16 protein-coding genes are annotated in these 26,938 nt (G+C 44.8%); 8 read left to right on the top strand and 8 right to left on the bottom strand.

The features are described 5' to 3' along the window. The first annotated feature begins 935 nt into the window (after nucleotides 1–935). The gene (locus DVY93_RS07015) at nucleotides 936–5,075 is read left to right on the top strand and encodes an Rne/Rng family ribonuclease (RefSeq protein WP_230709958.1); all 4,140 of its coding nucleotides are present in this window, start codon (nucleotides 936–938) and stop codon (nucleotides 5,073–5,075) included. 160 nt (nucleotides 5,076–5,235) lie between these two features. Here the strand turns inward: DVY93_RS07015 and DVY93_RS07010 are convergent, their stop codons facing one another. Further along, nucleotides 5,236–6,177, bottom strand: a complete 942-nt coding sequence (locus DVY93_RS07010) for a DUF808 domain-containing protein (RefSeq protein ID WP_230709956.1) — start codon at nucleotides 6,175–6,177, stop codon at nucleotides 5,236–5,238. 526 nt (nucleotides 6,178–6,703) lie between these two features. On the opposite strand from DVY93_RS07010, the gene DVY93_RS07005 reads away from it, so the two are divergent. From DVY93_RS07005 to DVY93_RS06985, 5 genes are all read left to right on the top strand, one after another. After that, a complete protein-coding gene (locus DVY93_RS07005) occupies nucleotides 6,704–7,543 on the top strand; it encodes a DsbC family protein (protein ID WP_230709955.1) in 840 nt (279 codons plus the stop codon). 271 nt (nucleotides 7,544–7,814) lie between these two features. Then, on the top strand, nucleotides 7,815–9,173 hold the full coding sequence (locus tag DVY93_RS07000; RefSeq protein WP_230709953.1) for a homoserine dehydrogenase: 1,359 nt from the start codon (nucleotides 7,815–7,817) through the stop codon (nucleotides 9,171–9,173). Between the two features lie 135 nt (nucleotides 9,174–9,308). Beyond that, nucleotides 9,309–10,490: a thiolase family protein gene (locus DVY93_RS06995; RefSeq protein ID WP_193005382.1), complete on the top strand. Its 1,182-nt coding sequence runs from the start codon at nucleotides 9,309–9,311 to the stop codon at nucleotides 10,488–10,490. Between the two features lie 519 nt (nucleotides 10,491–11,009). Next, nucleotides 11,010–11,858, top strand: coding sequence for a DUF2382 domain-containing protein (locus DVY93_RS06990; RefSeq protein ID WP_230709951.1), 849 nt, complete (start codon nucleotides 11,010–11,012; stop codon nucleotides 11,856–11,858). A gap of 251 nt (nucleotides 11,859–12,109) precedes the next feature. Further along, nucleotides 12,110–12,706 (top strand): YsnF/AvaK domain-containing protein, encoded by a 597-nt coding sequence (locus DVY93_RS06985; protein ID WP_230709949.1) that lies wholly within the window; start codon nucleotides 12,110–12,112, stop codon nucleotides 12,704–12,706. A 98-nt stretch (nucleotides 12,707–12,804) separates the two neighbouring features. Here DVY93_RS06985 and DVY93_RS06980 read toward each other — a convergent pair whose 3' ends face one another. Continuing rightward, nucleotides 12,805–13,350, bottom strand: a complete 546-nt coding sequence (locus tag DVY93_RS06980; RefSeq protein ID WP_198335208.1) for a hypothetical protein — start codon at nucleotides 13,348–13,350, stop codon at nucleotides 12,805–12,807. 324 nt (nucleotides 13,351–13,674) lie between these two features. Then, a complete protein-coding gene (gene secA / locus DVY93_RS06975) occupies nucleotides 13,675–16,470 on the bottom strand; it encodes a preprotein translocase subunit SecA (protein WP_230709947.1) in 2,796 nt (931 codons plus the stop codon). Nucleotides 16,471–16,989: 519 nt separating this feature from the next. Here secA and mutS point away from each other — a divergent pair. Continuing rightward, complete coding sequence (mutS, locus tag DVY93_RS06970; RefSeq protein WP_230709945.1) at nucleotides 16,990–20,169, top strand: DNA mismatch repair protein MutS; 3,180 nt, start codon at nucleotides 16,990–16,992, stop codon at nucleotides 20,167–20,169. A 243-nt stretch (nucleotides 20,170–20,412) separates the two neighbouring features. After that, entirely contained in the window at nucleotides 20,413–20,736 is a 324-nt protein-coding gene (gene fdxA, locus DVY93_RS06965) for a ferredoxin FdxA (protein ID WP_230709944.1), read from the top strand. Nucleotides 20,737–20,833: 97 nt separating this feature from the next. Here the strand turns inward: fdxA and DVY93_RS12460 are convergent, their stop codons facing one another. The 5 genes from DVY93_RS12460 to DVY93_RS06935 form a co-directional block, all read right to left on the bottom strand. After that, a complete protein-coding gene (locus DVY93_RS12460) occupies nucleotides 20,834–21,304 on the bottom strand; it encodes a pilin (RefSeq protein ID WP_330165960.1) in 471 nt (156 codons plus the stop codon). A 309-nt stretch (nucleotides 21,305–21,613) separates the two neighbouring features. Continuing rightward, on the bottom strand, nucleotides 21,614–22,072 hold the full coding sequence (locus DVY93_RS06950; protein WP_230709943.1) for a pilin: 459 nt from the start codon (nucleotides 22,070–22,072) through the stop codon (nucleotides 21,614–21,616). Nucleotides 22,073–22,362: 290 nt separating this feature from the next. Beyond that, nucleotides 22,363–22,848 (bottom strand): type IV pilin protein, encoded by a 486-nt coding sequence (locus tag DVY93_RS06945; protein ID WP_269062828.1) that lies wholly within the window; start codon nucleotides 22,846–22,848, stop codon nucleotides 22,363–22,365. Beyond that, complete coding sequence (locus DVY93_RS12455) at nucleotides 22,848–23,438, bottom strand: type IV pilin protein (RefSeq protein WP_330165959.1); 591 nt, start codon at nucleotides 23,436–23,438, stop codon at nucleotides 22,848–22,850. The genes DVY93_RS06945 and DVY93_RS12455 overlap by 1 nt, the downstream gene beginning before the upstream one ends. Nucleotides 23,439–23,535: 97 nt before the next feature. Further along, nucleotides 23,536–26,862, bottom strand: a complete 3,327-nt coding sequence (locus DVY93_RS06935) for a PilC/PilY family type IV pilus protein (RefSeq protein ID WP_230709941.1) — start codon at nucleotides 26,860–26,862, stop codon at nucleotides 23,536–23,538. Nucleotides 26,863–26,938: the final 76 nt, after the last annotated feature.

The following is a 26,938-nucleotide window of genomic DNA, read 5'->3' as shown; positions in this document are numbered from 1 at the left end:
AGTAACATCAAATAATCAGTACCATAAAATAAATAGTGACACTAAATACCTTTGTGTTCATCAGTTTATTGTTGATAAATTTGGCAAAGCGCCTGTTTAACGACACAACTAATGGCACTACATTGACTCACAACCCGCATGACAACGACTTAATTTGATAACTGTTTATTATTTAATACCTAGTTATCTGACGGTCCTTTACGCGAGCGCAGTTGAGCAAGTATAGGTGGTTTAACGTTAGGATCGAGAAGTATGTCGATAGCTGCCTAAGTATTGGTGGTCAAACAGATGACGATAAAGAAGATATAAGCCAGCACCACACCGATAGTTTGGTCATTTATTCTGTTTGCCAAGTACGCCCCGCTGATAACTAAAGCTGCCACCCTAACCTATAGACCCAAGATAAGATTGACGTTATACCTGAGAGAACGATAAATAAAGAGTAACCAATTGCTTCACCTAAATAGATAATTGCTGGTACTGCTATTTCATAAAATAGCACTCACAACAGCGAGAGTATTGTTAGACTTTGATGGATGGATTGCAACAGTACGATACTACTTTAGTATCAGTATTTTTAAACCAGTAACTGACAGGCCCTACTCTTACAAAGTACGCTGCCATAGCTACCAATAGAAAGAACTTACTGATCCTTTAATAGTACGCTGATGCATTAGTACTTAAAGCAAAACTACCAATAATAGGATATAAACACATAGCTTTACACCCTATAGCGTTTATCTCCACATTAGCATTGCTCATGTACTCTAGGTGAAAAACAAGCCATTGAAAAAGCCAGCGCGCTTTATAAAACCCATGATTTACGTTCTACCGTTAACTAAAATTTATCCATGCTAATGTAAATATTAGCCTTACTTGCCCTCACGCCCGAAAGCCCGTCTCATCGTTGTTATGCGTACTCATAGGATACCAATATGAAACGCATTTTGATCAACGCCACTCAAAACGAAGAAATTCGTGTCGCCTTATGTAAAGGCAACCATCTGTACGATTTCGACTTAGAAAACCGTACCCGTGAACAAAAAAAATCCAACATCTATAAAGGGCATGTAACTCGAGTCGAGCCGTCACTTGAAGCGGTCTTCGTCGAATATGGCTCACAGCGCCAAGGTTTTTTACCGATTCGTGAAATCTCAGCCGAATACTTAAGCGGCAATCCTCGTGATGAAAACATCAAAAAACTGATCAAAGAAGGCGACGAGCTCATCGTCCAAGTCGAAAAAGAAGAGCGCGGTAATAAAGGCGCTGCGCTATCGACTTACGTATCATTAGCGGGACGCTATCTGGTACTAATGCCAAACAACCCTCGCGGTGGTGGTATTTCTCGTCAAATCTCGGGCAAATTGCGCGAAGACATGAAGCGGATGCTCAGCAACCTTGATTTGCCAAAAGGTATGAGCGTTATTATTCGTACCGCTGGTATTGGTAAAACGCAAGAAGACTTACAGCACGATTTGAACCATCTACTCAATATCTGGCAAGCCATCCAAGAACAAAACCAAAAATATCCATCACCGCGTTTGGTTCATCAAGAAGCAGGCGTCGTCACCCGTGCTGTCCGCGACTATCTGCGTGATGATATTGCTGAGATTTGGATCGATAATGAAAACGCTTATATCGAAGCGGCAGGTTTTATCGATGCCGTCATGCCAAAGCAAGCAGAAAAACTGCGCAAATACACCGATTATGAGCCGATGTTTTCACGCTTTAATATCGAAAAACAAATCGAAACCGCTTATCAGCGTGAAGTTCGTCTGCCATCAGGCGGCTCCATCGTTATTGACCAAACTGAGGCACTGGTTTCTATTGATATTAACTCAGCCAAATCCACCAAAGGCTCAGATGTCGCTGAGACCGCCTACCACACCAATCTAGAAGCAGCCGATGAGATTGCCCGCCAGCTACGTCTACGAGACATGGGCGGTTTGATCGTCATTGACTTTATTGATATGAATGATAACAAGCATCAAAAAGAAGTCGAAAAACGACTGATTGATGCTACTAAGTACGATCGTGCTCGCGTCCAGTTTGGTGACATCTCTAAGTTTGGTTTGATGGAAATGAGCCGTCAGCGCTTGCGCCCCTCATTAGAAGAGTCAACGGGTTATATCTGCCCGCGTTGCCACGGTAATGGCATGATTCGTGACTTGCGCTCATTGTCATTATCGATTATGCGTCAGATTGAGCAAATCGCGCTAAAAGAACGTCAAGGTGAAGTGCAAGCAGAAGTACCGACTGACATCGCGGCGTTTTTATTAAATGAAAAGCGCGACAGCTTGGTGTATCTTGAGCAAGACAGTGGCACCCGTATCACTATCTTGCCACACGCGCATTTAGAGTCACCAAACTTTAAGTTACACTTCAACCGCGATGGCTTTGCCCCATCAAGCTATGAGCGTATTACCGATACTCAGCAGCAAGAACACAGCGATCTCGGCTACAATGTGGATTGGCAAACCGCTGAAAAAGAACGCCCAGAGCAGCAGCCAACCCGCCAGCCACGTCAAGTAGCGGACAGTAAAGCTGCCAATAAATCAAGCAGCTCGGTTGATCAGCGTAATCATAAAAATAGCAACAGTGTTTCATCGACGCGTGCACCGCAGGCCAACCAAAATCAAAGTGTTGCCACACCTGCCAAGCCAGTCGCCACGCAACCGACTAGCGTTGAGAGCAGTGCCCAACCACAAGCCGTTGCGTGGTTGTCTAATCTGTTTGCTCAAGCGCCGCAAGCCACAACGACACCTAGCGTGAGTAGCAGTGATGCAGCAGAAGCCATTGAAGCGCTAGTCAATACAGGCGCACAAAGCTTAGGGTCATTTGGACAAGTTGATAGTAGTGCGCTGAATAACGCCCCACATAAAGCGCAGGCCACTCAGCACAACGACACTCAAAAAAATGACGATCAACAATCGGATAGTAATGCCAATCGTCAGCAGGCGCGTCGTAGCGCAGACAGCAACACTGATGACAGCAATAATGAAGACAGAAGAAGACGTAAACCACGCAAGTCTAGATCTTCTAAGCCGCGTCAAAGAAAAGAGCAAGCGGATGAGACCAGCAATGACGTGAATGGCAACACCGAAAGCAATGGTTCAACTGTCACTGCAAGTAACGCTGATGACAAAACCTCTGACAATCAAGACAAACGTCAGCAGGATAACAAGCGTACTAATGATCGCAATCGTAACCAGCAAAATAGTAATCGTCAAGATAATAAGCGCAACGCAAACGAGCGCAACCACTCTGAGGAGAAAGACAGCAATACCGCCGATGAGCAGACACGTGCTAAGCGTAAATCGCATAGCCAACGTGGCTCACGCGGTAAATTGGAGCGCGGCGAGACGCTAACCGCTGACAATGTGAAACAACATAATCAGCATGCGACTACAGGCACTAACGGCAGCAAAAATCAATCGAACGCCCGCCGCAATCAAAACCCCAACGAAGTCGTGCTACAGGTCAATGAAGCGCCGGTTGAGCTTAAATCGCCCGAAGTTGTGCATTTGTCTTTAGATGACAGCAAATCATCACAGAGCAAGTCTCAATCTGCTAAGCAACCAAGCCCAGCAAGTGAGACGTCGAAAGAGGACGTCACAAAAGCGCCTACTACTCAGCAGCAGGCTAATCAGCAAGGCAATGACAAGCAAAGCTCGAGTGAGAAAAGTGCTGACAAAAGCGGCTCTGATGCAAAAGTTACAGATAAAAGCTCTGTAGCAAACCATGAGGCCAAGGCTGATGAGGGTAAGAGCAGCGCTAGTGCAGATAAAGGACAAAATAACGCACCAAAAACTGACCACGATGCTAATAATGCTGATGACAAAAAGTCTGCAGTAGATGAGCAGCCAGCATCTAAACACAAGACGAACAGTCAAGCTGATAGCTCAAATAAAGCCAATGCTAAAGTCGATAGCACGCCAGCACAACCTCAGGAAGCGAGCGTGGCCAATGACGTTAACGAGAGTGAGAAGACCCAAAACACTCGGGACAATGCCCGTGCAGTAGAGGCTAGCAAGACAAGTGATTCAGCGCTTCAGCTGACACATGAAGCGCTGTTTGCGGCGCGCTACGTGACCGCCGAGAAGTTTGGTCAAGCCAAAAATGACCCTCGTGTGGTACGCAGTCAGCAGACGCAGTCACAGGCCACGCAACAGCCACAAGCAAATGGGCAAGCAGTGGTGAGTGTGCCGACTATTCGCGGGACGGTGGGTGAGTTTATTCGTGCAACCCTACCAGAGGCGCAAACTCGCTTAGCAGAAGATGGGGTTATTAGCTGCTTTATCGATACTATTGCCTTGTATGCTGAAAAAGCAAAAATGGCTGATAACGATACCAACGTTGATAGCACGGTGAGTAACAGTGCCGGTAACAACGAGATGGCTAGTCAGAGCTTTGACTTTAGCAACTACGGTTATCAGCCATTAGCCACGGATTACCTCGCGCGCTTTGAGGCGATGACTCAGGCTGTCAGTCAGTTTGCAGCGGCACAAGGCAAAACGGACGTTGAACCACGCACGATTGGCAAACGCGCAAGTAACGATCCACGTGGTCAGCACCCGGACTATCAGGAGCCAGCGGTCTTAAGCGTTCCTTCTGAAAAGGACGCTGAGAATAACGTTGCCGCCCATGACGTTGAAGCGACGGCGCTTGCCAATCAAGCGCAGACTGACGATATCAGTGCTGATAGCGAACAGCTATTAGAGGCAGATCAAGCGCTAACACAAGCGCCTAACAAGCAAGCTGATGATGAAACTTCTGAGGTAAAGCATACGGAGACAGCAGAGACAAATATCGAAGGTAATGATGTGGTGTCTGCTACCGCTGAAGTAGAACAGCCTACTAAAGAAGAAAATCAAGCTGCTAAGTCGAAAACTACGATTGCCAGCTACAAAAACATGATCGAGAATGTGGCAGAGCAGCTTTTACCACAGACCGGTATGTTTAATTTAACCACACCAAAAGTGCCAAAGGCACGCAGTCGCAAGCCTAAAACGGAGCATAAAAAACCGACGCAAGCTGAAAAGCTAGAGTCGGATGCAACAGACAGCGACAGCTAAATCTGTAAGCCCAAAGGCAAAAGCCCCAAAGTTGACAGCAACTTTGGGGCTTTTGCCTTTGGGCTTTCTTTACTGTGAAAATTAATGAATAGCGCTTATTTAAACAATCATGTCATCGATCAAGAAAGCAAAGTGACAATCAGATAGTAGGATTGGTAAATTAGTGTGCAGAAGACGCTTTGTCATCCTTACCACGCACGTTACCAATGGTCGTAACAATCGCCACCACAATAGCACCGATAATCAGCCCAACCAGTCCATTTAATAACGTCGTGGTCAAACCTTCAAACACCCCAGTGAGATGGGCAATGTCTTCTACGCCATAATGCAAAAAGCCGATACCGTGTACGATAATACCACCGCCAACTAAGAACATCGCAATCGTGCCCGCTATCGATAAAAACTTCATAAGCTTGGGCGCGGCCGCGAGCATAAACTTGCCAAACTTGTGTTTGCTGTCACCTGCTTGTGATTTCTCAATCAGATGCAGACCCGCATCATCAATCTTGACAATGCCTGCAACCAAGCCGTAAATACCGACCGTCACCACAGCAGCCACTATCGAGAGCACGATACCTTTTTGGACAATATCGCCACCAGCAGCTGTGACCGCGCCTAAAGAGATGACAATAATTTCAGCTGACAGAATAAAGTCTGTCCGTATCGCGCCTTTAATTTTATCCTTTTCAAAAGCCACCAAATCTACGGTTTCATCGGCATTGGCTTTGCGATGTGCATTTTGCTCTTCATCATGCGGCAATAGCGTCGGCCAAAATTTATGAATGACCTTTTCAGCCCCTTCATAACTCAGATACAGCCCTCCTATCATCAGCAGCGGGGTGATCAACCACGGTATAAAATAGCTGATCAAGAGCGCCGCTGGCACTAAAATCACCTTATTAACGGCCGAGCCTTTGGCGACTGCCCAGATAACAGGCAGTTCACGACTTGGCTTCACACCAGTCACCTGCTCAGCATTAAGTGCCAAGTCGTCTCCTACCAAACCCGCTGTTTTTTTTGCCGCGACTTTAGTCATAACAGACACATCATCCATCAATAGACTTATGTCATCAAGCAATAGTAATAAACTGGCACCTGCCATGTGTGCTCCTTAGCGTAAGTTTAATTTGTTAAAATAAATAATTTTAAAAGGTGATTAGCAGTAGCCTACCTAGGCAGACGATGATGTTAAATAGTACAAATGTATCTTGTCTTTTGAGTTTGTGCTTATTAATATCGCTATCATCAAAGCGCTTGATAAGGAGTAACCTGTTGCTGGCACAAGTGTATTGCCGCATCGAAAGATCTTATAAGCACACGCTAGAGAAACGGTTACCAGTAGCATATGGTTATCAGTGTGACAATTAATGCATCTATTTTATGACGCTCTACCCCTAATATCACTCTATCTATTTACCCATCTAGACGACTCATCTTTGACGGTTATTTATGATAAATATGCTAATATAGATGACATCTCCTCTTATCTTTTTTGGTCAATAAATGATAGAAAGCCCTGCAAAATTAACCCTTTAAAACACCATCCATACGCCTTATTATGTAGAACCATATACCCCTTTTTCTAAAAAACGAATTCATATTTAGGCAGCCGCCTACAGGACACCCCTATGTCATCCCCCGTAACAAAAAACATTTTTTCGCGCAGCCGTTTATCTCGTTTTATGATGGGCGCGTTGCTCGTGGTCGTGGCCGCTGGCTGCTCAAATAATGCAGCGGACGCAACCAACAACACCAGTGTCGTCAATAGTACAGAAACCAAGATTAGTGCTGCTAAAACGTCAGCTGATAGTGACCCTGAAGTGGTAAAGGCGTTACAAGCAAATTTAGAAGCTTCTGGCATCGAAGAAAACATCGTGTCAGCTGTGCCAACGGATATGGAGGGTATTTATTGGGTAACGGCTGAAGGACTGCCGTCTTTTTTCACTGACACGTCTGGCAAGCATATTATTCAGGGTCAAATCATCGCGGTGGGCGAAGCAGCCCCAGTTGATATCAGTGCTGCCCTGGTTGCCAGTACCGCGCAAGAAGCCCTAAAAGCGGTGGATAAAAAAGAGATGATCATTTATCCAGCGAAAGGCATGACTAAATCGGTGGTTTATGCCTTTACTGATGCAGACTGTGGCTACTGTCGTAAATTGCATGAAGAGATGGCGGATATCAATGCGCGCGGTATCGAAGTACGTTATTTGGCGTGGCCACGCAGTCAAGAGTCCGTACCAAAAATGGAAGCCATCTGGTGCAGTCAGGATCGCAATGCGGCCATGGATCAGGCAAAAATGGGCGCCAATGTACAAGCGCCTAACTGCGCCACTCCTGTCCAAGAGCACATGGCATTAGGGGCAAGACTGGGTGTGCGTGGTACCCCTGCTATCTTTACGGAAGCAGGACAACAAGTGGGTGGCTACCTCCCTGCGGCGCAGTTGGCTCAAGCGGTCGGTGCTGACTAAAGGGTTGCACTATGACTTGATACCTTATTGGTATCTGTGAACATGGCGACATTGTGTAGACGTCACAACTGCTTGTCGGTATGATAGGATAAAGCGCTATGAAAAATCAGCAGGACACTTTTATTTGAGCACTTTTTATTCAACTATAATGAAACAGAAGTAAAACTGCTACTGTCAATATGCGCGCAACTAGTACGCTTAGCACCGCAAGTGAATTTGACCCATAACAGTTTTATAGTGGCTTCATTATATTTAACCTTTTGAGGATACTGTGAGCAATTCCATCAAACTAGCGATACTTGGTCTGGGCACCGTCGGCACGGGTGTGATCAATCTAATCAATGACAATTTAGATGAGCTAAAACGCCGTAGCGGACGCGATATTATCATTACCGAAGTGGGTACGCGTCGTCAACGCGATGATATTGATTCAAACATCATGCAAAACAGCGATTTGATGGCCATTGCGGCAAGCGATAATGTCGATATCGTGATCGAAGTGATTGGCGGTACCACCTTGGCCAAAGACCTCATCATGCACGCCATCAAAAACGGTAAGCATGTGGTGACCGCAAACAAAGCGCTGTTGGCTGAGCACGGCAATGAGATTTTTGCTTTCGCTGAAGCCCACAACGTCCATGTCGCTTATGAAGCAGCTGTGGCAGGCGGCATTCCGATTATCAAAGTGATGCGTGAAGCGCTGGCTGCCAATAAAGTCGATTGGCTAGCAGGTATTATCAACGGTACTGGCAATTTCATCATGACCGAAATGCGGGACAAAGGTCGCCCGTTTGCCGATGTACTGTCTGAGGCGCAAGAGCTGGGTTATGCAGAAGCAGATCCAACGTTTGATGTTGAGGGTATTGATGCCGCGCACAAATTGGCCCTACTCGCCTCTATCGCCTTTGGTATTCCTTTGCAGTTTGACAAAGTTTACTGTGAAGGGATCACGGGTATCACCTTGCAAGATGTGAACTATGCTGAAGAGCTTGGCTACCGTATCAAACACTTAGGCTTTGCGGTACGCCGTGATGGTCAAGGCAATGCTGACGATGCGGGTGTTGAGCTACGTGTACATCCAACGCTTATTCCGCAAGATGCGTTATTGGCCAATGTCAACGGTGTAAAAAACGCTGTGCTAGTCAACTCGCATCCGCTTGGGCAGACGCTCTATTGTGGTGATGGTGCGGGAGCTGGCGCGACGGCATCGGCCGTCATGGCTGATGTCATGGACTTAGTTCGCGTGCTGGGTAGCAAGGATAACGACGAGCAAAGCAACAGCGTTCAAAACAACCATGGTCATCACGTCCCGCATCTGGCGTTCATCCCTGAACAGCTATCAGACACCCCGATATTACGGGCTGAGCAGATGATTACTGGGTATTATTTGCGTGTACATGCTTATGATAGCCCGGGCGTATTGGCTGATATCACGCGTATCCTAAGCGATGCCGGGATCAATATCGATGCGATTTTACAAAAGCCTGCGCACAAAGTAGGCCAAGTACCAGTGATTATCTTAACGCTACCTGTGGTTGAGAGTCAGATGAATCTTGCCATCGAAAAAATTGAAAAATTAGACACCATTACTGATAAAGTAGTACGCATTCGCTTAGATGAGCTTGCATAAGCCAGACACTTAGCAGACCCGTTACTTAGTGAGCGAAACAGTGGATAATTAGTAGTTACGTGACAGTTCATAAGCACTTGTTTTTACTATCAGTAAAACACTTTCATTTAAAATACGTAAAAGGGAATAATAACGATGTCAAATGATGCAATTGTAATTTTAAACGGTGCCCGTACTCCAATGGGCGGCTTCCAAGGCGCGCTAAAAGATATGAGCGCGACAGAGCTTGGTGCTGCGGCCATTAAAGCTGCTGTCGCACGCTCAGGCGTTAGTACTGACAACATTGATGAAGTCATCATGGGCTGTATCTTAACTGCAGGCTTAGGCCAAGGCCCTGCCCGTCAAGCAATGCGTAAAGCGGGTCTATCTGATGCAACTGGTGCCGTGACCATCAATAAGCTGTGCGGTTCTGGTCTAAAAGCAGTGATGCAAGCCCATGACGGTATCAAAGCGGGTAGCTTCGATGTGGCAGTGGCGGGCGGCATGGAATCAATGACCAATGCCCCTTACATCATGCCAGGCGCGCGTGGTGGCTATCGTATGGGTCATCAAGAAGTCAAAGATCATATGTTTTTAGATGGCTTAGAGGATGCTGAAACGGGTAAGCTCATGGGCAAATTCGCTCAAGAGATGGCCGACGAAAAAGGCTATACGCGTGAGCAGATGGATGAATTTGCTATCGAATCGCTAAATCGCGCGCTCACAGCGATTAAAGACGACCACTTCAAAGACGAGATCGAGCCCGTGACGTTTAAGACGCGTAAAGGCGAGCAAACGGTCGATACCGATGAGCAACCTGCCCTTGCCAACGCTGAGCGCATCCCAACTCTGCGTCCAGCATTCGCAAAAGACGGTACTATTACCGCGGCAAACGCCAGCTCAATCTCAGATGGCGCTGCTGCTGTCGTGGTCATGAAAGAGTCGCAGGCAAAAGCGGAAGGTCTTGATTATCAAGCCCGCATCGTTGCTACTGCTTCAAACTCACGCCACCCAAGCGAGTTCACTATTGCACCGATCGGGGCGATTGAAAAAGTCTTAGCTGGTGCTGGCTGGTCAGTGGCTGATGTCGATTTATGGGAAATTAATGAAGCCTTTGCGATGGTTACCATGGCTGCCATGGATGAGCTAAAAATTGAGCATACTAAAGTAAACGTCGAAGGCGGCGCATGTGCGCTGGGTCATCCAGTAGGCTGTTCTGGTGCCCGTATCCTCATTACGCTTATTAACTCGCTCAAACGTACGGGTGGCAAAAAAGGCGTGGCGACGCTTTGTATCGGTGGCGGCGAAGCCGTGGCTGTAGCCATTGAATTGCCTTAAACTTGAATTGCCCTAAACGTGGTTAGCGTTAAAACTTGTTCCAAAATCCAAAATCCAAAATCCAAACTACGAATAGCCGTATCAATTCGCTTAGTATAAAGTTTTACGACGTTTAAAACGTTTACTTATTTTCTTACTCCTTGCCTCAAAACCGCAGCGCTTATTGCCCTGCGGTTTTTTCGTGTTGGTCTTATTTTCAAGCAGGTAGAACATTGCGTTATGTAAAGGTACGTTAACTTATTGGCCTAGGTGGGGTGCCACACTTACAGCCTATTACACGCAATTACTGCAAGCCCACACTTTGCTACCTTGCTCATATATCTCATCCAAAATCATGATGTTACGATAATTACAAGTTGAGGTAGCGGCTAGGCGCAAACTGGCTAGCCAACTACTGACATCGTTTTACATCAATTTTCGTTCTATAGAAATTTTTGTAATGAAGCAATTTACTCTTAGAAGTTTTAATATTTAAAAATATAACTATTAAACATTAACTCATAAAAAAGGAAGACAATAATGAGCCAACTAATCCGTTTAAAAGATATTCAAGCCACTCACCGTGACCTTATTGGTGATGACTATTATGATCCAACTCACAAAACCGCTTATGGTGTCAACGAAGAAAAAATCGGTAAAATCGAAGGTGCATTGGTAGAAGACACGACTGGTCGCATTCGCTATTTGATCGTTGATGCTGGCGGTTGGTTCAGCTCAAAAGAAGTGCTAGTACCCGCTGGTTTGGCACGTATTGTTGGCGATGATGTATTCTTTGATAGCTTGACCAAATCACAAGTGGAAGCCATGGAAGAGTATGATCACGATTATCAGTACAGCTATAAAGAACAGTACGAAAAAGATCGCCAAGCATTTACTGCCGATACTGTCCCAGCAGCAGAACGTATGGACATTGAAGATCATGCCTATGATGCGCCAAACACACTAGAGCTATTAGAAGAACGTTTAACGGTCAATAAAGATCGTATCGTGGCTGGCCTAGTGAAAGTGGGTAAACATGTCATCACTGAAGAGCGTAACGTCGATGTTGAGCTAGAAGAAGAGCACGCGAACATTCAACGTACCAACGTAGATCGTCCAACCGATCGTCGCATTGGTGATGGCGGTGTAGATGACACGGTCGAAGTTCAGCTAGAAGCCGAACGTGCCCGTGTTGGCAAAGAGACGTATGTCTCTGAAGAAGTCAGCGTTGGTAAGACCGCTGAGCGTCACACTGAAACAATCGTTGAAACCATTCAGCGTGAAGAGTTAGATGTTGACCGTGAGGGTAATGTTGTTGACCGCGAAGGCAACATTGTAGACCGTGATGGCATCACTGCTGAAGACGTGCGCCGCGCTCGTGGTATGTAATCAGCTAATTTGTCACATATCTTGTAGCACTATTCTACGAAAAAATAGAACTATGTGACTGTTATAAGCAGCTGGATTTTTATTCAGTGATTAAGGCCAGAGCACGTCTCTGGTCTTTTTTATGCTTCTCTATATTGCGCTTATTTACAAGACTGCGATCATCAGCACTTATAAGACGATAAACACGTCAAACAACAAGAAAGATGTATGGAAAGTACTTTTCAACATTTGATAATAATAAGGAGATCAAAATGACTACCGATAATATTAATACCCCACCTGAGCACAAGTTAGACAATTCCCAGGATAAGCTAGACACCGATCACCAGTCCCGCCTTCAACAAAAAAATGAGGCAAATAATACCGGACAAATCGGCCATCTAGAGCTATTAGAAGAGCGTCCTGTGGTCAATAAAGAACGTTTGGACGTCGGCAAAGTGACCGTGACGAAGCACACTCGCACCAAGACTATTGACGTACCGATTGAGCTGGTAGAAGAATACATCACTGTACGCACTGAGTTTCATGATACCGAGAGCCAAGACTTACTCTCTGGAAATTACGATGAAAAAGACGTGTTACGTCATGTTGAACCCGCCTTAGATAGCAAAGCGGTTATCACTGTTAATGATAAGCAAGTTGAGATCGGTGAGGCGCCTATTGAGATAGTAGTCTCACGCCAAGTGGCAACAGTTACAAAAGATACTTATGCCGTTCAAGAAATTGATATTAGTAAAAGCACGCACACCCATACGGATAGTATCCAAGTGTCGCTTCAGCATGAAGAGCTTGATGTTAAAGAAGAAGGATTTTTAGAACATGAAGCTGGGACTACTTACAACAAGTAAGACTCTGGTTTTTTGCCCCTACCGCCAAGCCCCTACCATTAAAAAAGCAACGCGAACGTTGCTTTTTTATTCTTATTCAGTGCTGTAATGAACTTAGCTTATATCGAATCTTCTTCTGTTTTTTTACACTCATAAGTGCTTATGTCTGCTGTATCCACGCCTGCCGTACGCATCACACCTGTTTCTCGGTCATCATGGGCGACGCGCCATTGTACAAAACCTTCGCCACCATCAATGGCAGTTTCTGCTTTAAAGACTTCAGGGTTGGTCGCATCGTTGGTCTTAACTAACGTGGCTGTGCCTTTATCGGTGTCAATGATGACTTGCTTCCCAGCATCTTTATAAGTGGCTTTGACCGTAAGCTCAGGGGCACATAAATAAGTAATCTGACTTACGCCCCCATTAATAGAAGCAATGGTGTCGCTTTCTACTTCATTAACGGTCGCGTCTTCACTATTGACCAACACATCACTAGGTTCTGCAGGATCCGCAGACATGGGTACTGATTGCTCTGCACTGATGCTGTCCTCTAAACTTGGCTCTGGCTCTTGCTGCTGTTGACAGGCGCTGATGGTTAGTGCGCCAGCCAGCAAACCCGTTAAGGCAATAGAGGTGCGGCGTTGTTTTAATAATTCTAAATTCATAACACTCTCCAAAGTAAATATGCTAAATACTATAGCGTGTCCATAAATGCACGCCTATGTTGAATTTGTAAGTAATCGCTACAAAGCGCTCCATAACTTTAAAATAGCAGATTTTTTGCTCATTAAGAAGCGGCCTAATCCTTTAGCGCATTCACAAAAAAAGCCCCTATCTATTTGAGATAAGGACTTTTGATTACCTACTCACCATATCTGCTTTGCAATCTTTACGCCAATTTTAAAAACTTGGGTTGCTAGGCAAACAAGTACGATCTTTGGTAGATTTCACCAGTTCATCGCCGCTAATCATGAGTGATGAGCTAGGTATTAGATTTTACCATGGCATTGCTTATACTTAAGTCCTGATCCACAAGGACAAGGCGCGTTACGACTGATATTCATACCGGCATAAGGATTTGACTCACTAGCACTGCTGCCATTACCGGCCATAGCGCCACTCACAGCGGCCGCCGCGCCGCCTGCCAGCGTGCGGTCTTGTGGCTGTTTTGCTACTTTATCGGCCGAGGCACTGTCTAAATTATCCACCTCATTGTGTTCAAACTGCATTTGCATCTGCGCTGCATTCTCACGTTGCTGGGCTTCTAATGCTTCTAGCTCTTCTTTGGTTGGGATATGCACACGTGATAGGTCTTGCACCGTCTCAGATTTAATGGCGCCAAGCATCATTTGGAATAACTCAAACGACTCACGCTTGTATTCTTGCTCTGGGTTTTTCTGCGCATAGCCGCGCAAATGAATCCCTTTACGCAGCTGATCCATTTGCGTTAAATGCTCTTTCCAATGCTTGTCTAGGCTTTGCAGCATAAAGTGACGCTCAAGCTGGGCGGCATCTTTTTCGCCCATCTGCTCACGACGACTGTGATAACGATCTAGCGCGGTTTGAATGATTTTGGCGCGTAATCCTTCTTCATCCAAGCGGCGATCTTCATCTAGCCAATCGTTGATTGGCATCGATATTTTAAACTCATCCTCAAGCTCATCTTCTAAACCATCGACATTCCACTGGTCATCGATAGAGCCTGGCGGAATAAACTGACTAATCAGAGCGTTATAGACTTCATGATGCATCACTTCGATGGCCTCTAACAAATCCATCTCTGCCAGTAAGTCATCACGCTGACTATAGATAACTTTACGCTGCTCATTGGCCACGTCATCATATTTTAGTAGGTTTTTACGGGCATCAAAATCGCGACTCTCAACTTTACCTTGCGCGTTTTCAATCGATTTGGACACCATTTTGTGCTCAATAGCTTCGTCTTCTTTTAGCCCCATGGCACGCATCATATTGACCACGCGATCGCCTGCGAAAATACGCATCAAATCATCTTCAAGCGATAAAAAGAAGCGGGACATACCAGGGTCGCCTTGACGACCCGCACGACCACGTAGCTGGTTATCGATTCGGCGCGATTCATGACGCTCAGAACCAATGATATGCAAACCACCAGCCGCCACCACTTGGTCATGCTTGACTTGCCACTGCGCTTTTAGACGCGCCATTTCTTCGGGGCTGACCGCATCAATATCTTCGATAAACGACTGCCAATTACCGCCCAAGATAATATCGGTACCACGGCCTGCCATATTGGTCGCGATCGTGACCGATTTTGGACTGCCCGCCTGCGCGATGATTTCTGCTTCACGCTCATGCTGTTTGGCGTTCAATACATTGTGCTTGACGCCTTCTTGATCGAGCAAGTAGGACAACTCTTCACTGGCCTCAATGGTCGCGGTACCGACCAGTACTGGCGCACCTTTGGCTTGGATTTCTTTAATCTCGCGTATGATACCTTTGTATTTGCCTAGCTTCGTTAAGAAAATCTGGTCATCCATATCGATACGAGCAATCGGCTCATGCGTTGGAATCACGATGACATCTAAGTCATAGGTTGACTTAAATTCTGCCGCTTCGGTATCGGCAGTCCCCGTCATGCCAGACAATTTGTCATACAGACGGAAGTAGTTCTGGAAAGTCGTTGTGGCCAGCGTTTGGTTTTCTGCTTGAATCTCGACGTTTTCTTTGGCTTCCATCGCTTGATGCAGCCCTTCAGACCAGCGGCGACCCGGCATAGTACGACCAGTGTTTTCATCAACGATGACCACTTCACCATCATCAACGATATAATGAACGTTTTTGACAAACACATGATGGGCGCGAATGGCGGCTTGCACGTGAGCCAGTAAGGGTAAGCGGCTTGGGCTATACAAACTTTCGTTTTCACCCAGCTCGCCCACTTCGATTAAGAAGCGCTCAATTTTTTCATAGCCTTTTTCGCTAATCTCAATCTGACGATTTTTTTCATCAATCCAGAAGTCTTCTTCTTCATTATTCTTATTGGCTTCTTCGTCTTTTGAGCGTTTGAGCACAGGGATAATGGTATTAATCAGTGCGTACATACGTGACGAATCTTCGGCTTGACCCGAGATAATCAGTGGTGTACGTGCCTCATCAATTAAGATAGAGTCAATTTCATCAATGATACAAAAGTTCAGCGGGCGCTGCTTTTTTTCGCTCAGACTAAAGACCATGTTATCGCGTAGGTAGTCAAAACCGTATTCGTTGTTCGTACCGTAAGTAATATCGGCTCGATACGCGTTGATCTTCTCTTGTGGCGGCTGCTGTGAATAAATCACCCCAACGGTCATGCCCAAAAAGTTAAATAATGGACGGTTTAACTCGGCATCACGCGCGGCCAAATAATCGTTGACCGTGACCAGATGGACGCCTTTATCGCTGATCGCATTGAGATACATGGCCAAGGTGCCCATCAAGGTTTTACCCTCACCCGTCTTCATCTCAGCGATTTTACCTTCGTGCAAGGTGATACCACCGATCAGCTGTACATCATAGTGACGCATACCATTGACACGTAGCGATGCTTCGCGGCAGACCGCAAACGCTTCTGGTAATAAGGCATCTAAGCTTTCACCGTTTTGGTGGCGCGCCTTAAACTCTGCCGTTTTTTGTTGTAATTGCTCATCAGATAGGGCTTGTATCTCAGCCTCTCGTGCGTTGATCTTGCTGACCACTTTGCGCATGCGCTTTAGTTCGCGGTCATTTTTCGTGCCAATAACACTGCCTACAATCTTTGATAACATAATTTTTTGACCTATGGAAATATTCGATAATTAGTGCGCATTCGCCAACGCTTAGCTCGCCGCCTTGTCATCATCCAGCACAGTACCATTTAGTGAGGTACTGCCTAATATAGTCAGCTCAAAATAAAGGTGGTACATCCGTTAATGGTGTTCTATGGGTATAAATCTGTCTTGCTCGCTGTTCGCAAGCGTGACAGATGCCTCAAAATTCATACCAGCAGAATTCTCAGCTTTTTCAAGGGAACCGACTATACAGTGTCGCCTAATGAAGTATCGCCCAATTAAGTGTGCCGTCATTATATATGGTTATGACGCCGATGGATACAAGGGCAAAGGCCAGATATTTGCCGACGTAAAAACGCAACCGGACGTGTTAAAATAGTGTTTATAGGCTGAATCTTTCAAGCGTTTTCATTGACCCTTTAAGCGGAGTAAGTGACCAATCCTCACCTGCTATTTATTCTTATAAAAATACCCATTGCGCCACCAGTAAACCCATTTAATCATAAGAGATCCTGCATGTCCGTTAAGCCCGCTGCTAAACCCCCTACTCTCTCAAAACCTGCGCCAGCAAAATACGCGGTATCAAAACAAGACACTACTGGCCCATTATCCGCTGATCGATTAGTGATAGGCGATGCCGTTTATCACTTGGCCGATCACACGCCGATGATGGTGCAATATCTAACCATGAAAGCCAACTATCCACAAGCGCTACTGCTGTACCGGATGGGCGATTTTTATGAGCTGTTTTTTGATGATGCTAAGCGCGCAGCCCAGATATTAGACATCACCTTGACCCGCCGTGGCACTGATAAAGCCGGCAACACGATTGCCATGGCAGGCGTGCCATTTCATGCAGCCGACAGCTATATGGCAAGATTGATTGCGGCTGGGCAGACGGTGGTAGTGTGTGAGCAAATCGATGAGTCAGCGACTAACAGCACAGCTGACAGCGCACCCAGCCTTCCTAATATGGGCAGCAAGCAAAAGAAGGATAAAAGCAAGCCTACCATCATGCGCCGAGAAGTGGTCAAAACCCTGACGGCAGGAACCATCACCGATGACGCCTTAATTGCGCCCAACCACACCCCAACCGTGGTCGCCATCGACCTCTCCATTCCCACAAAATCTACTGGCAAACAGCCTTTGCAAGCTGCTATTAGCCAGATGGATTTGGCCGCTGGCACGCTCACCACACAAACGCTACATGCCAATCACGATGATGTGGAAGGGTTACAAACCCAAATGCTGACGGTGCTCGCACGCTTTGCTCCTAGTGAATGTATCATTAGCGAAGCGCTCAATGAAAAAGCGGGAGAAAACTGGTCGTTGTGGTTACGGCAAAACCTTGACTGTCCAATTATCGAAGTCGCGGCCAACGACTTTCATCGTGAGCATGCGACCACGACACTTTGCCAGCAGTTTGAGGTGCAGCGCCTTGATGGTTTGGGTGTGGCAGATAACCCACTGGCTCAATCTAGCTGTGCAGCGCTGATACATTATGCACGGCAAACCCAGCAGCGTCATGTGCCGCAAGTCAACCAGCTCATCGTCGAGCACAGCGATGACTACTTAATTATCGATGCGGGTAGCCAGCAGAATCTTGAGCTGTTTACACCTGTCAGTAGCACTGGCACCTCATTAATCTCTGTACTCAATCACTGTCAAACTCCGATGGGACGACGCTTACTCGTGCAGCAAATGAAGCGCCCATTGCGGCAGCACGACCGTATCAATATGCGTTTAGACGCGGTAGCCAATTTACTAAATACAGCCAATCCGTCTAGCCCCTGTGATCAAAGTATGACAGATAACCGACTTGTCACAAGTTTGCGAGAGACGCTAAATACCATTGGCGATATCGAGCGTATCAGTAGTCGTATCGGCCTGATGAGCGCCAAACCTCGTGATTTGCGTAAGCTTGCTGACGGTATCAAAAGTAGCGCCCATCTCGCTACTCTACTGACGGACGCAGGCATTAGCCATGAAGACGTGGGTTTATTGCCCATGCTGATGCAGCAACTGCCCGCCCAGCTACCGGTCGTACAGTCCGTCGCCGAATTGATTGAGCGCGCCACTGTCATCGAGCCGCCCGCGCATATTCGTGATGGTGGCATGATAGCCTCAGGTTTTGACAAAGAGTTTGATCGCCTGACCCATTTGCATGACAATATTCAAGTCACTCTAGATGAGATGGTAGAGCGTGCGCGTCAAGACAATCAACTGCCGAGTCTCAAAGTTGGCTTTAATAAAGTCAGCGGTTTTTATTTTGAGCTGCCTAAGATGCAGGCAAAAAATGCGCCTGCTCATTTTATCCGCCGACAAACGCTTAAAAGTAGCGAGCGCTTTATCACCGATGAGCTAAAAGACGTTGAAACAGAGTATCTGAGCGCACAAACCTTAGCTTTGGCTCGTGAAAAAGAGTTGTACCAAGCGCTACTAACCGACCTCAGTAGCCATTTAGCGGCGTTGCAACAGCTAAGCGCGGCTATCGCCCAAATAGACGTGCTAAGCAATTGGGCACAGCTGGCGATAAATTACCATTGGCAGCGTCCAGTGATGGGCAATGATGCAAAGGACAATAATGCAAAGGGCAATAGTGACTTAGAAAAAAATAACTTAGAAAACAACCCTCATTTAAAGAAAGACAGTCAAACCAGTATCGATATCAAACAAGGCCGTCATGTCGTCGTCGAAGCCGCATTAAAGCCCACGAACACTGACAATCACAGTCACAGTCACAGTCACACGCGGCAAGCCAATCATTTCGTTGCCAATGATTGCGCGCTGGGCAGTAGTGAGCATCCTGAGCGCCTGCTGATGATTACCGGCCCTAATATGGGCGGCAAATCGACCTATATGCGCCAAACGGCGCTTATTGTTTTGCTCGCCCATTGCGGCAGTTTTGTCCCAGCCGTGCAGGCTCGTATCGGTGATATTGATCGTATCTTTACCCGTATTGGCTCAGCCGATGACTTGGCTGGCGGCAAGTCTACCTTTATGGTGGAGATGATTGAGACGGCTAATATTCTCAATCAAGCAACAGATAAATCGCTGGTATTAATGGATGAGGTTGGGCGCGGTACAGCAACCACTGATGGGTTAGCAATCGCGCATGCGTGTGTCAATCGATTGCTAGAGATTGGCTGCCTGACGTTATTTGCCACTCACTATTTTGAGCTGACGCAATTGGCGGAGCGTGCTGAAAATAGCCAAAGCCACATTCGTAACGTGCATGTCGCCGCTAGTGAAGTCGATGGCCAGTTGCTACTCCTCCATCAAATTAAAGAGGGCGCGGCCAGCTCCAGTTTTGGACTGCATGTGGCAAAGATGGCCGGTATCCCAACTCAGGTCTTAAATGATGCCAAGCGCTACTTAGACACTCACTTAGAGGTAGATAACTTAAAGCAAGACAGTCTAACAGCGAATACGCTACATGCAGAGACACCAGCACCCCTTGATGACAAAAATGACTTAGCTAAGTCAGTAAACGATAAACGCCGGCAAGCACAGCACTATAACTTAGCAGAAGCCAATGTCAGCCATAGTAATGAAACACAAAACATGACTGACATTCCACAGCAAAATCAGCTGTTTAGCTTACAAGATGAGCTTGCCGCAATTGATCCTGATAGTCTAACGCCTAAGCAAGCGCATGACTTACTGTATCATCTAAAGAAAATCATCAGTCAGTAAAGGGAATTGTCAAATCGCAGTAAAGGCGCTAAAATACGCTTTATTTTCAGTCTATTCTATAGTCAGTACAAAGTAACATTGATACGTTAATAGCCCTGTGCCGCTGTGATAAACTTTCTTCGCTTGCTGTGCGACTCCGTCACTTCAGAGGCGTCAAAAATTTATCCCAGCATATGATATCAGTGTTAAAGTGCACCCACTATATTTAGCCATAAGCCAAATCAATAACAGGTAGACCTCACTATGACCTTTGTCGTTACAGATAACTGCATTCTTTGCAAATACACCGACTGTGTGGAAGTCTGTCCTGTGGACTGCTTTTATGAAGGACCAAACTTCCTCGTCATCGATCCTGATGAGTGCATCGACTGCGCGCTGTGCGAGCCTGAATGTCCGGCCAATGCCATCTTCTCAGAAGATGAAGTGCCAAAAGGACAAGAGATGTTCACCCAGCTAAATGAAGAGCTGGCGCAAAAATGGCCCAACATCACCGAGATGAAAGAGCAACTGCCAGAAGCGGAAAAGTGGGATGGCGTGGAAGGTAAGATTCAGTATTTAGAGAAGTAGTAAGCTCTTTAAAACTGCTTAAAGTATCAAAATAAAGAAAACCACCTAACGGCAATATGCGGTTAGGTGGTTTTTTATTGTTTAAAATTTAAAAATATTATTGGCATTCTTTCGGTAGATAGGCTTTTGGAATTCCTGCAGATGGGCGGCACTGCCACGATCCATCGGCAGCTCGGTCAAGGCTCAAGGATTGACCTTGGATATAAGATAAATTTTGAATCGTACAAATGATAGCGTTTGTCGTAGTACTGCCCGCAATGGGATCTGCGACTGTAAACTGACAATATTTGGTCTGGGCTGGCATATTTAGCCCACGAGGACTAAAATCTGTCACTCCTGCCCCATCATCCATCAATATCTGATACGGCATTTGATACTGATTAATTTCTTGATAAACGGTCATGACTTGGGTCTTTCTTAGCTGTGTCTGATAACTGACTACCGCTATCGCTGCTAAGATACCGATTACCGCAACCGCGATCATCAGCTCTATCAGAGTATAGCCAGACTGAGTGGCTATACGACGTCGTAAATGACAATTTTGGACAGCTGGCAGGTAAGGTTTCATCGCGTTATCATCAATTATAAGTATAACGCTATGGTGCAGAGAGTATGCCAGTTGGGTTTAAGGTTGTTAAAAAAGGTTCTTTGTAGGCTGTGCTTCGGCCCAGATTTTATATTTAACAAATGATAAAAGATTGATACCAAAGTTTTTTAATCTCTTTTTAAATATAAAAAACCAAACATGACGTTTGGTTTTTTGGGTATTCGATAAGAAATTTTGTAGGCTGGGGTTTTAACCCAGCATTTTAACCTTTCAGAGTGTGGGCTGGGCAAAGTGTCCAGCCTACGCTTGCTAAGGACAGATCAGAGTTCTTTATTTAATAGCTTCTGGTAAGTACTTATTATCTACAGGCTTAGAAGTTGCAGTAGCACTTTTCGATAAAACGCCATTATCGCTAACATCCAATGTTATAATACCACCAGTTAGCTTATCAGATACTCCAGTACTCTCAAAAGTATAGGTAATCGTACATGGAGGAACACCTCCTTCTGCCGCTCCAATTACTGCTGTACCATATTTACCTACGATTTGATCAGGATTAGCTGCACCAGTCTCAGAAGAAATTGTTTTTGAACCATCTGCGAAGCATGTTCCTGCTTGACGGTTAGTAGCAATTGCAGTTTTTAAACCACCTGCTAATGTAAATGCCTCTGATGCTTGTGACTTAGCAATGTAATCTTGATATGCAGGAATAGCGATCGCAGCCAAGATACCGATAATAGCGATCACAATCATTAGTTCGATTAGGGTAAAACCTTTTTGAGCGTTCATAGAATTGTCCTTTGGGATAATACGACAGCAGAGTAAATATCTGACTGACCGTTATAAATGTGATACTTTCTTATTATAAATATTGCATATAACGTGCCAAAATCATCATTCACAATAGGCGTGTCTGCTAAGTGTGCGATTATTATCAATATTTTTAGATAGCCATTTACCGTAATGATATCTACTGACACTAAAGGTTACGCTTAACATAGCAATAACTGTCAGTTTTTCTCATTTATGTACACATACACGCTTATAGCTGACAATAATTGTCAATCGGCTGGACTATTTTAATCATTCCATTCATTACCTGTACCGCAAACGCTGGCTCGACACTTGATATTTTGATAATTCAGACTCAATGCCCCATCACCCGCCATCTGCGTGCCAGACTTTGGTGTGGCAGTGATTATCCATTTAGCAGTTAATGTATTGTTAGGAGGGGTTAGTATAATTGGGTCGATTTTAACATCATAAAGCGCTTGCCCTTGAGCAGGATATGGTTTTGCAAAATCTGTTTTCACTTGTGCACTAATATTACTGTAGCTTCCTTGTGCCAATTTTCGGCTTTCAATTTGACTGGCAATGTTTTGCATCTCGCTCATCATATCTGTGCGTTTGGTCTTGATAACATATCTCTGATAATTGGGATATGCGATTGCCGCTAGTACGCCAATGATGGCAACGACGATCATCATTTCTATGAGAGTAAAACCTTTTTGCCCCTCAATCTTACTTGCCGACCATGACTTATTTTTATTAATACTCACTGGCATTACCAAACCTCCTGTCCAGTACCACAATTCGTAGACGAAATATTAATACTATTAATATTTTGACAGCGTAAGCCTGTACTGGTTAATACGATATAATTAGCGCCTTTCGTAACTCCAGAACTGTTCGGTGTCGCTAACATTTTCCAGCTACGACCAGTAATACTATCTGAAGTGCCTGAAACTGCACTTGTTACAAGAGATTTAGAGGTATCTCCACCATCGACGAGCGTAATTTTATAGCGATAATTATTAGCGTCACTACCATCTGGCACATAGACAGTCTTATTCACTGGTGAATCAGCATAACGATAAGTTTCATTATTAGTCGTACTATTGATAACTTTTGGTTGAAAGCCTTGGTAAGTTAGTGCTCTGGCACGCCAGCGCTCTAGTTCTATCTGTATCTGCAACATTTTTGCTTGCACCTCACGCTCAGCATTCAAAATAGCATAGCGACGATAGCTTGGAACAGCGATGGTAGCAAGTATACTGATAATAAAAACGACAATCATCAACTCTATAAGCGTAAAGCCTCGCACATCGCGATACGCTATTTTACTTGCTGTTTTGTGCATATATGGCTTAATCATACGCCGCGTCCTGTTATAAGTACGAAAGAATCATTTACTCTTAGTTTTAGAAAGCTTTTATATGATTATGACTATACTATTCACTATTCTAATGACATTACTGTTTTCTTTCATACCATGCCCGAGGCTGTAAAGTATAGCGTTCATTGAATAAGAACTCAGAAGCCGTACCATCTCCCCCTATTTGTGTAGGACGGACCTGCTCTCCTGGATACAAATCTTTAATATTACTCGTATTTTTCGTTCCATCTGTACCGTAGCCTGCGCGCTTTGCTGCAGCGATACGATCAGTAATAGTCGTTGTGCCTATTAATACTTTTATATCTGTATTGTTCTTATTAAACGCACCGAGGGTTAGTTCTTGAATACCTTGACCAGCAGGTATATAACCACCTGTTCCAGATATTGAACTGGCATCCATACATATACCATACGGTAAGCAATACAATTGGCGCTCTGAGCCACCAGCGATCTTGGCTGCACAACTTGCTACTGTGCCGTATTGTTTATCAGGGTTATAAACGGTGGTATACAATAAATTATTGATAACTGCACTATCACCTACGCCTTTATTGTATCTAACGTTATTATAACCATCGAATCGTGTTAATGGATAATACCATCCAAGCTTGCTTCCTTTAATCATCTCTATTTTAGCAGTATTTTTCTGGTCTGCAGAAGGCTCAGCGCCAAGTGTGGTTGCTAAATTGACCAAGCTACCTTCTGTTAGATCTTGTACGGTAGGCGTAAATCCATCTTTATATAGATCAGCACTCGTAACGTCACTATCGATAACTCCATAGATACGATTGGCATAATCATTAGTATTACGTAAAGCAGATAAAGGGGCGCTACGATTACCTGAGATAACATTGATCAAGGCAAAAAGCTTGCCATTATTCGTGACTGTTTGCCCACTAATACCTTCATTACGATAGAAGCTAACTACTGGACGTTCGTAAAAACGATAAGCATATTTTTTAGAGGCTGCGGCAGTAGGTGCTACATTCAATACTCGAGTAATACGTTTGTTTGTGAAGTTAGCAACTTCAGTAAAACCAAATTGAGCGGGACGGGCATTTTCGAAATCTGCACGGAATACTTGTCCACCCAAGTCAACCGCATACAAATGGTCCATAAGACCATCATTATCTCTATCAAGTACGGTAACACCGCCAACTATACTATTAACCATACTGTCAGTTTTAATACTACCTGCGGCACTACTAGTTGACCATATTAACTCTCCCGTCTGAGCGTTAATCATGTAGATAGCATTACCTCTTGCCGGAGCACTAGATGTTGGTACATAACTATCGTCTTCGTAATTCATATCATAACCACCGCCAAACACCAATACGTTGATAGGATCGGCATCTTTGCTCATACGAATTTTGGTCGCTGTTGGTTTGCTCCATATCTGACCTAGACGCTCAAATCCTGCCGAATTAGATTTAGCGGTAGTACGTGAGCTAAGACCTGCACTGGTAATAGTAAATAATATTTTTGGTTCAGATTTTTTGGTAATATTCATACCGTAAAAAGCTTCACCACCCATACGCAAACCGCCATAGGCAAACATACCTTTCCTACCAGCAACCTCTTCTACTTTTACCCTCTTTCCGGGTAAATCAAAGTCATAATCTGTTGTTACCAACCAAGGCGCATCTATACCAAAGTAAGGCTCGCCTACTTTAGCTTTGATAGAACCATCAACTAAGGCTTCTGGTTGAGCAATCATCATCGACTTAGGAATAATGGCGACTTCTTCTTTTCCATCATCAGCATCCACTAAATGTAATGCACCATCCATCGAACCAAATAGTACATAATCATCGCGAGTATCGGTAATGCGGCCATTTTCATCTAAAGTTGCACTGTAAGAAATGGCTTCAGGCTTAGAATGTACAACACCGCCTAAGATTTTCGTTTCTCTAGTTGGCCGAGTCAACGTTAGGTTTTTTACCTCTGTTGTAGAAGTTGGTTGTCCATCATTAGCTAATACATTGCTGAACCCTAAAAAACTGAGTAAACGATATTGGTTTAGCTTATTATATGCTTCTGTATCTACTAACTGATCGAACCCTTGCGGTTTACCGCTACTATCCACGCTTAGTTTGCGAAGAACAGGCGTTTTTTTATCTGCCAAAGTATCCTCAACATATATCGTACGCACACTACCAAGATCTGAGGTCGGCGTACTCAATTGTGCGTAAACGCCGCCAGCGCTAATATTGTTATTAGCTATTCCTCCACCTGCCTGAAAATCTGACGTTTGCCATAAATCTTGAGTCTTTTCATTTAAATTGCCAGCTACATCCTTATATAGCAAATTGTTGTCACCACGACCAAATAGTGTCCCTTGATCTAATGCATACTTTTTAAGATTACCTCGCCAAATACTGGATGTGGACGAAATATTAGGATCGAGCATTGGTAAATAAGCATAAGGTAGCTGATTGGCAGCGCGATATGGGTCTTCTGGAATTGTAATCGTACCTGAAGGCGCAGTATTAATGATTTGTACTAAACCAGAAGCAAAGTCAGCAATACTAGCAGCAATCTCATTAGACTCCTCAGTATAATAAAAACCACCATCACCAAAAGTTTTAGTTTCGTTATCTCCTCTACGCTCACCAAGTTTACATAGATTCCGAGTGTTAGCGTCTACATCTGAAGAACCACTATTACAATCGATTACTTCTTTTGATTCACCATTAATTGCGATGGTACGTTTTCCGGTCAATCCTGCGAAATCTTTGCCAAAGCCTACAGTAGCAGTTTTAATTGGTAGTCTAAGAGAATTGTTGACAGGATTCCGTAATAATGCAGCGTAATCGGCCATACATCCCCACGCACCACTGGCACTACCACCTGATAAACCGTTGCAACTATTTACTGACAAGGGTGAAGTGGCACCTAATAATGAGGTATTCATTAATTCTTTGGCTCTATTAGAAGAGCCTGTAAGACTCTCATAGTATCTTCCGTCTTCTGTGGTGAGCTGAGGCTCACCATCTGTTAACAGATAAATACCATTACCACTACACTCTTTAGTATTTAGAGGTGAGATATACTTGTTCTCATTTTCTTTTTTAGACAAAGATACTGAGTTATTGAATCCACTATCCTTATTTTGACCTTGATAATAGGTACGTTTATTATTTTTATCTTCATAAAAATCATAGATAGAGGACGGTATAGTGCTTGAGCGACTTGACCAACTATCCCAGCTAGTGCAGGCATAAACATACTTATTTAAGACTGTATCAAGTGATAATTCAGATTGATTACTATTACAACGGCGATAATAATAATCAGAGTAGTAGTAACCATAGTAGTAGTAACCTCTATCCTCTCGTTCAGCAACTACTGAACCGCCCCGGGATTGTCGGAGACTCAACATTCTGAGAGAATACGACAATGAAAAAACAAACCTACACTCCTGAGATTAAAGAACGCGCCGTTCGCATGCTGATAGAAGCGTTGGGCGACTATCC

This window comes from Psychrobacter sp. CCUG 69069 (assembly GCF_021023115.1).
Taxonomy (GTDB): Bacteria; Pseudomonadota; Gammaproteobacteria; order Pseudomonadales; family Moraxellaceae; genus Psychrobacter; species Psychrobacter namhaensis.
Note: the sequence above shows the minus strand (reverse complement) of the source record. Positions and strands in the feature narration are given on the sequence as shown.

Bases quoted from the DNA above. Each gene is read 5' to 3' on its own strand.
- DVY93_RS07015 (WP_230709958.1), top strand. From the start codon at position 936: ATGAAACGCATTTTGATCAACGCCACTCAAAACGAAGAAATTCGTGTC.
- DVY93_RS07010 (WP_230709956.1), bottom strand. From the start codon at position 6,177: ATGGCAGGTGCCAGTTTATTACTATTGCTTGATGACATAAGTCTATTG.
- DVY93_RS07005 (WP_230709955.1), top strand. From the start codon at position 6,704: ATGTCATCCCCCGTAACAAAAAACATTTTTTCGCGCAGCCGTTTATCT.
- DVY93_RS06995 (WP_193005382.1), top strand. From the start codon at position 9,309: ATGTCAAATGATGCAATTGTAATTTTAAACGGTGCCCGTACTCCAATG.
- DVY93_RS06990 (WP_230709951.1), top strand. From the start codon at position 11,010: ATGAGCCAACTAATCCGTTTAAAAGATATTCAAGCCACTCACCGTGAC.
- DVY93_RS06985 (WP_230709949.1), top strand. From the start codon at position 12,110: ATGACTACCGATAATATTAATACCCCACCTGAGCACAAGTTAGACAAT.
- DVY93_RS06980 (WP_198335208.1), bottom strand. From the start codon at position 13,350: ATGAATTTAGAATTATTAAAACAACGCCGCACCTCTATTGCCTTAACG.
- secA (WP_230709947.1), bottom strand. From the start codon at position 16,470: ATGTTATCAAAGATTGTAGGCAGTGTTATTGGCACGAAAAATGACCGC.
- mutS (WP_230709945.1), top strand. From the start codon at position 16,990: ATGTCCGTTAAGCCCGCTGCTAAACCCCCTACTCTCTCAAAACCTGCG.
- fdxA (WP_230709944.1), top strand. From the start codon at position 20,413: ATGACCTTTGTCGTTACAGATAACTGCATTCTTTGCAAATACACCGAC.
- DVY93_RS12460 (WP_330165960.1), bottom strand. From the start codon at position 21,304: ATGAAACCTTACCTGCCAGCTGTCCAAAATTGTCATTTACGACGTCGT.
- DVY93_RS06950 (WP_230709943.1), bottom strand. From the start codon at position 22,072: ATGAACGCTCAAAAAGGTTTTACCCTAATCGAACTAATGATTGTGATC.
- DVY93_RS06945 (WP_269062828.1), bottom strand. From the start codon at position 22,848: ATGCCAGTGAGTATTAATAAAAATAAGTCATGGTCGGCAAGTAAGATT.
- DVY93_RS12455 (WP_330165959.1), bottom strand. From the start codon at position 23,438: ATGATTAAGCCATATATGCACAAAACAGCAAGTAAAATAGCGTATCGC.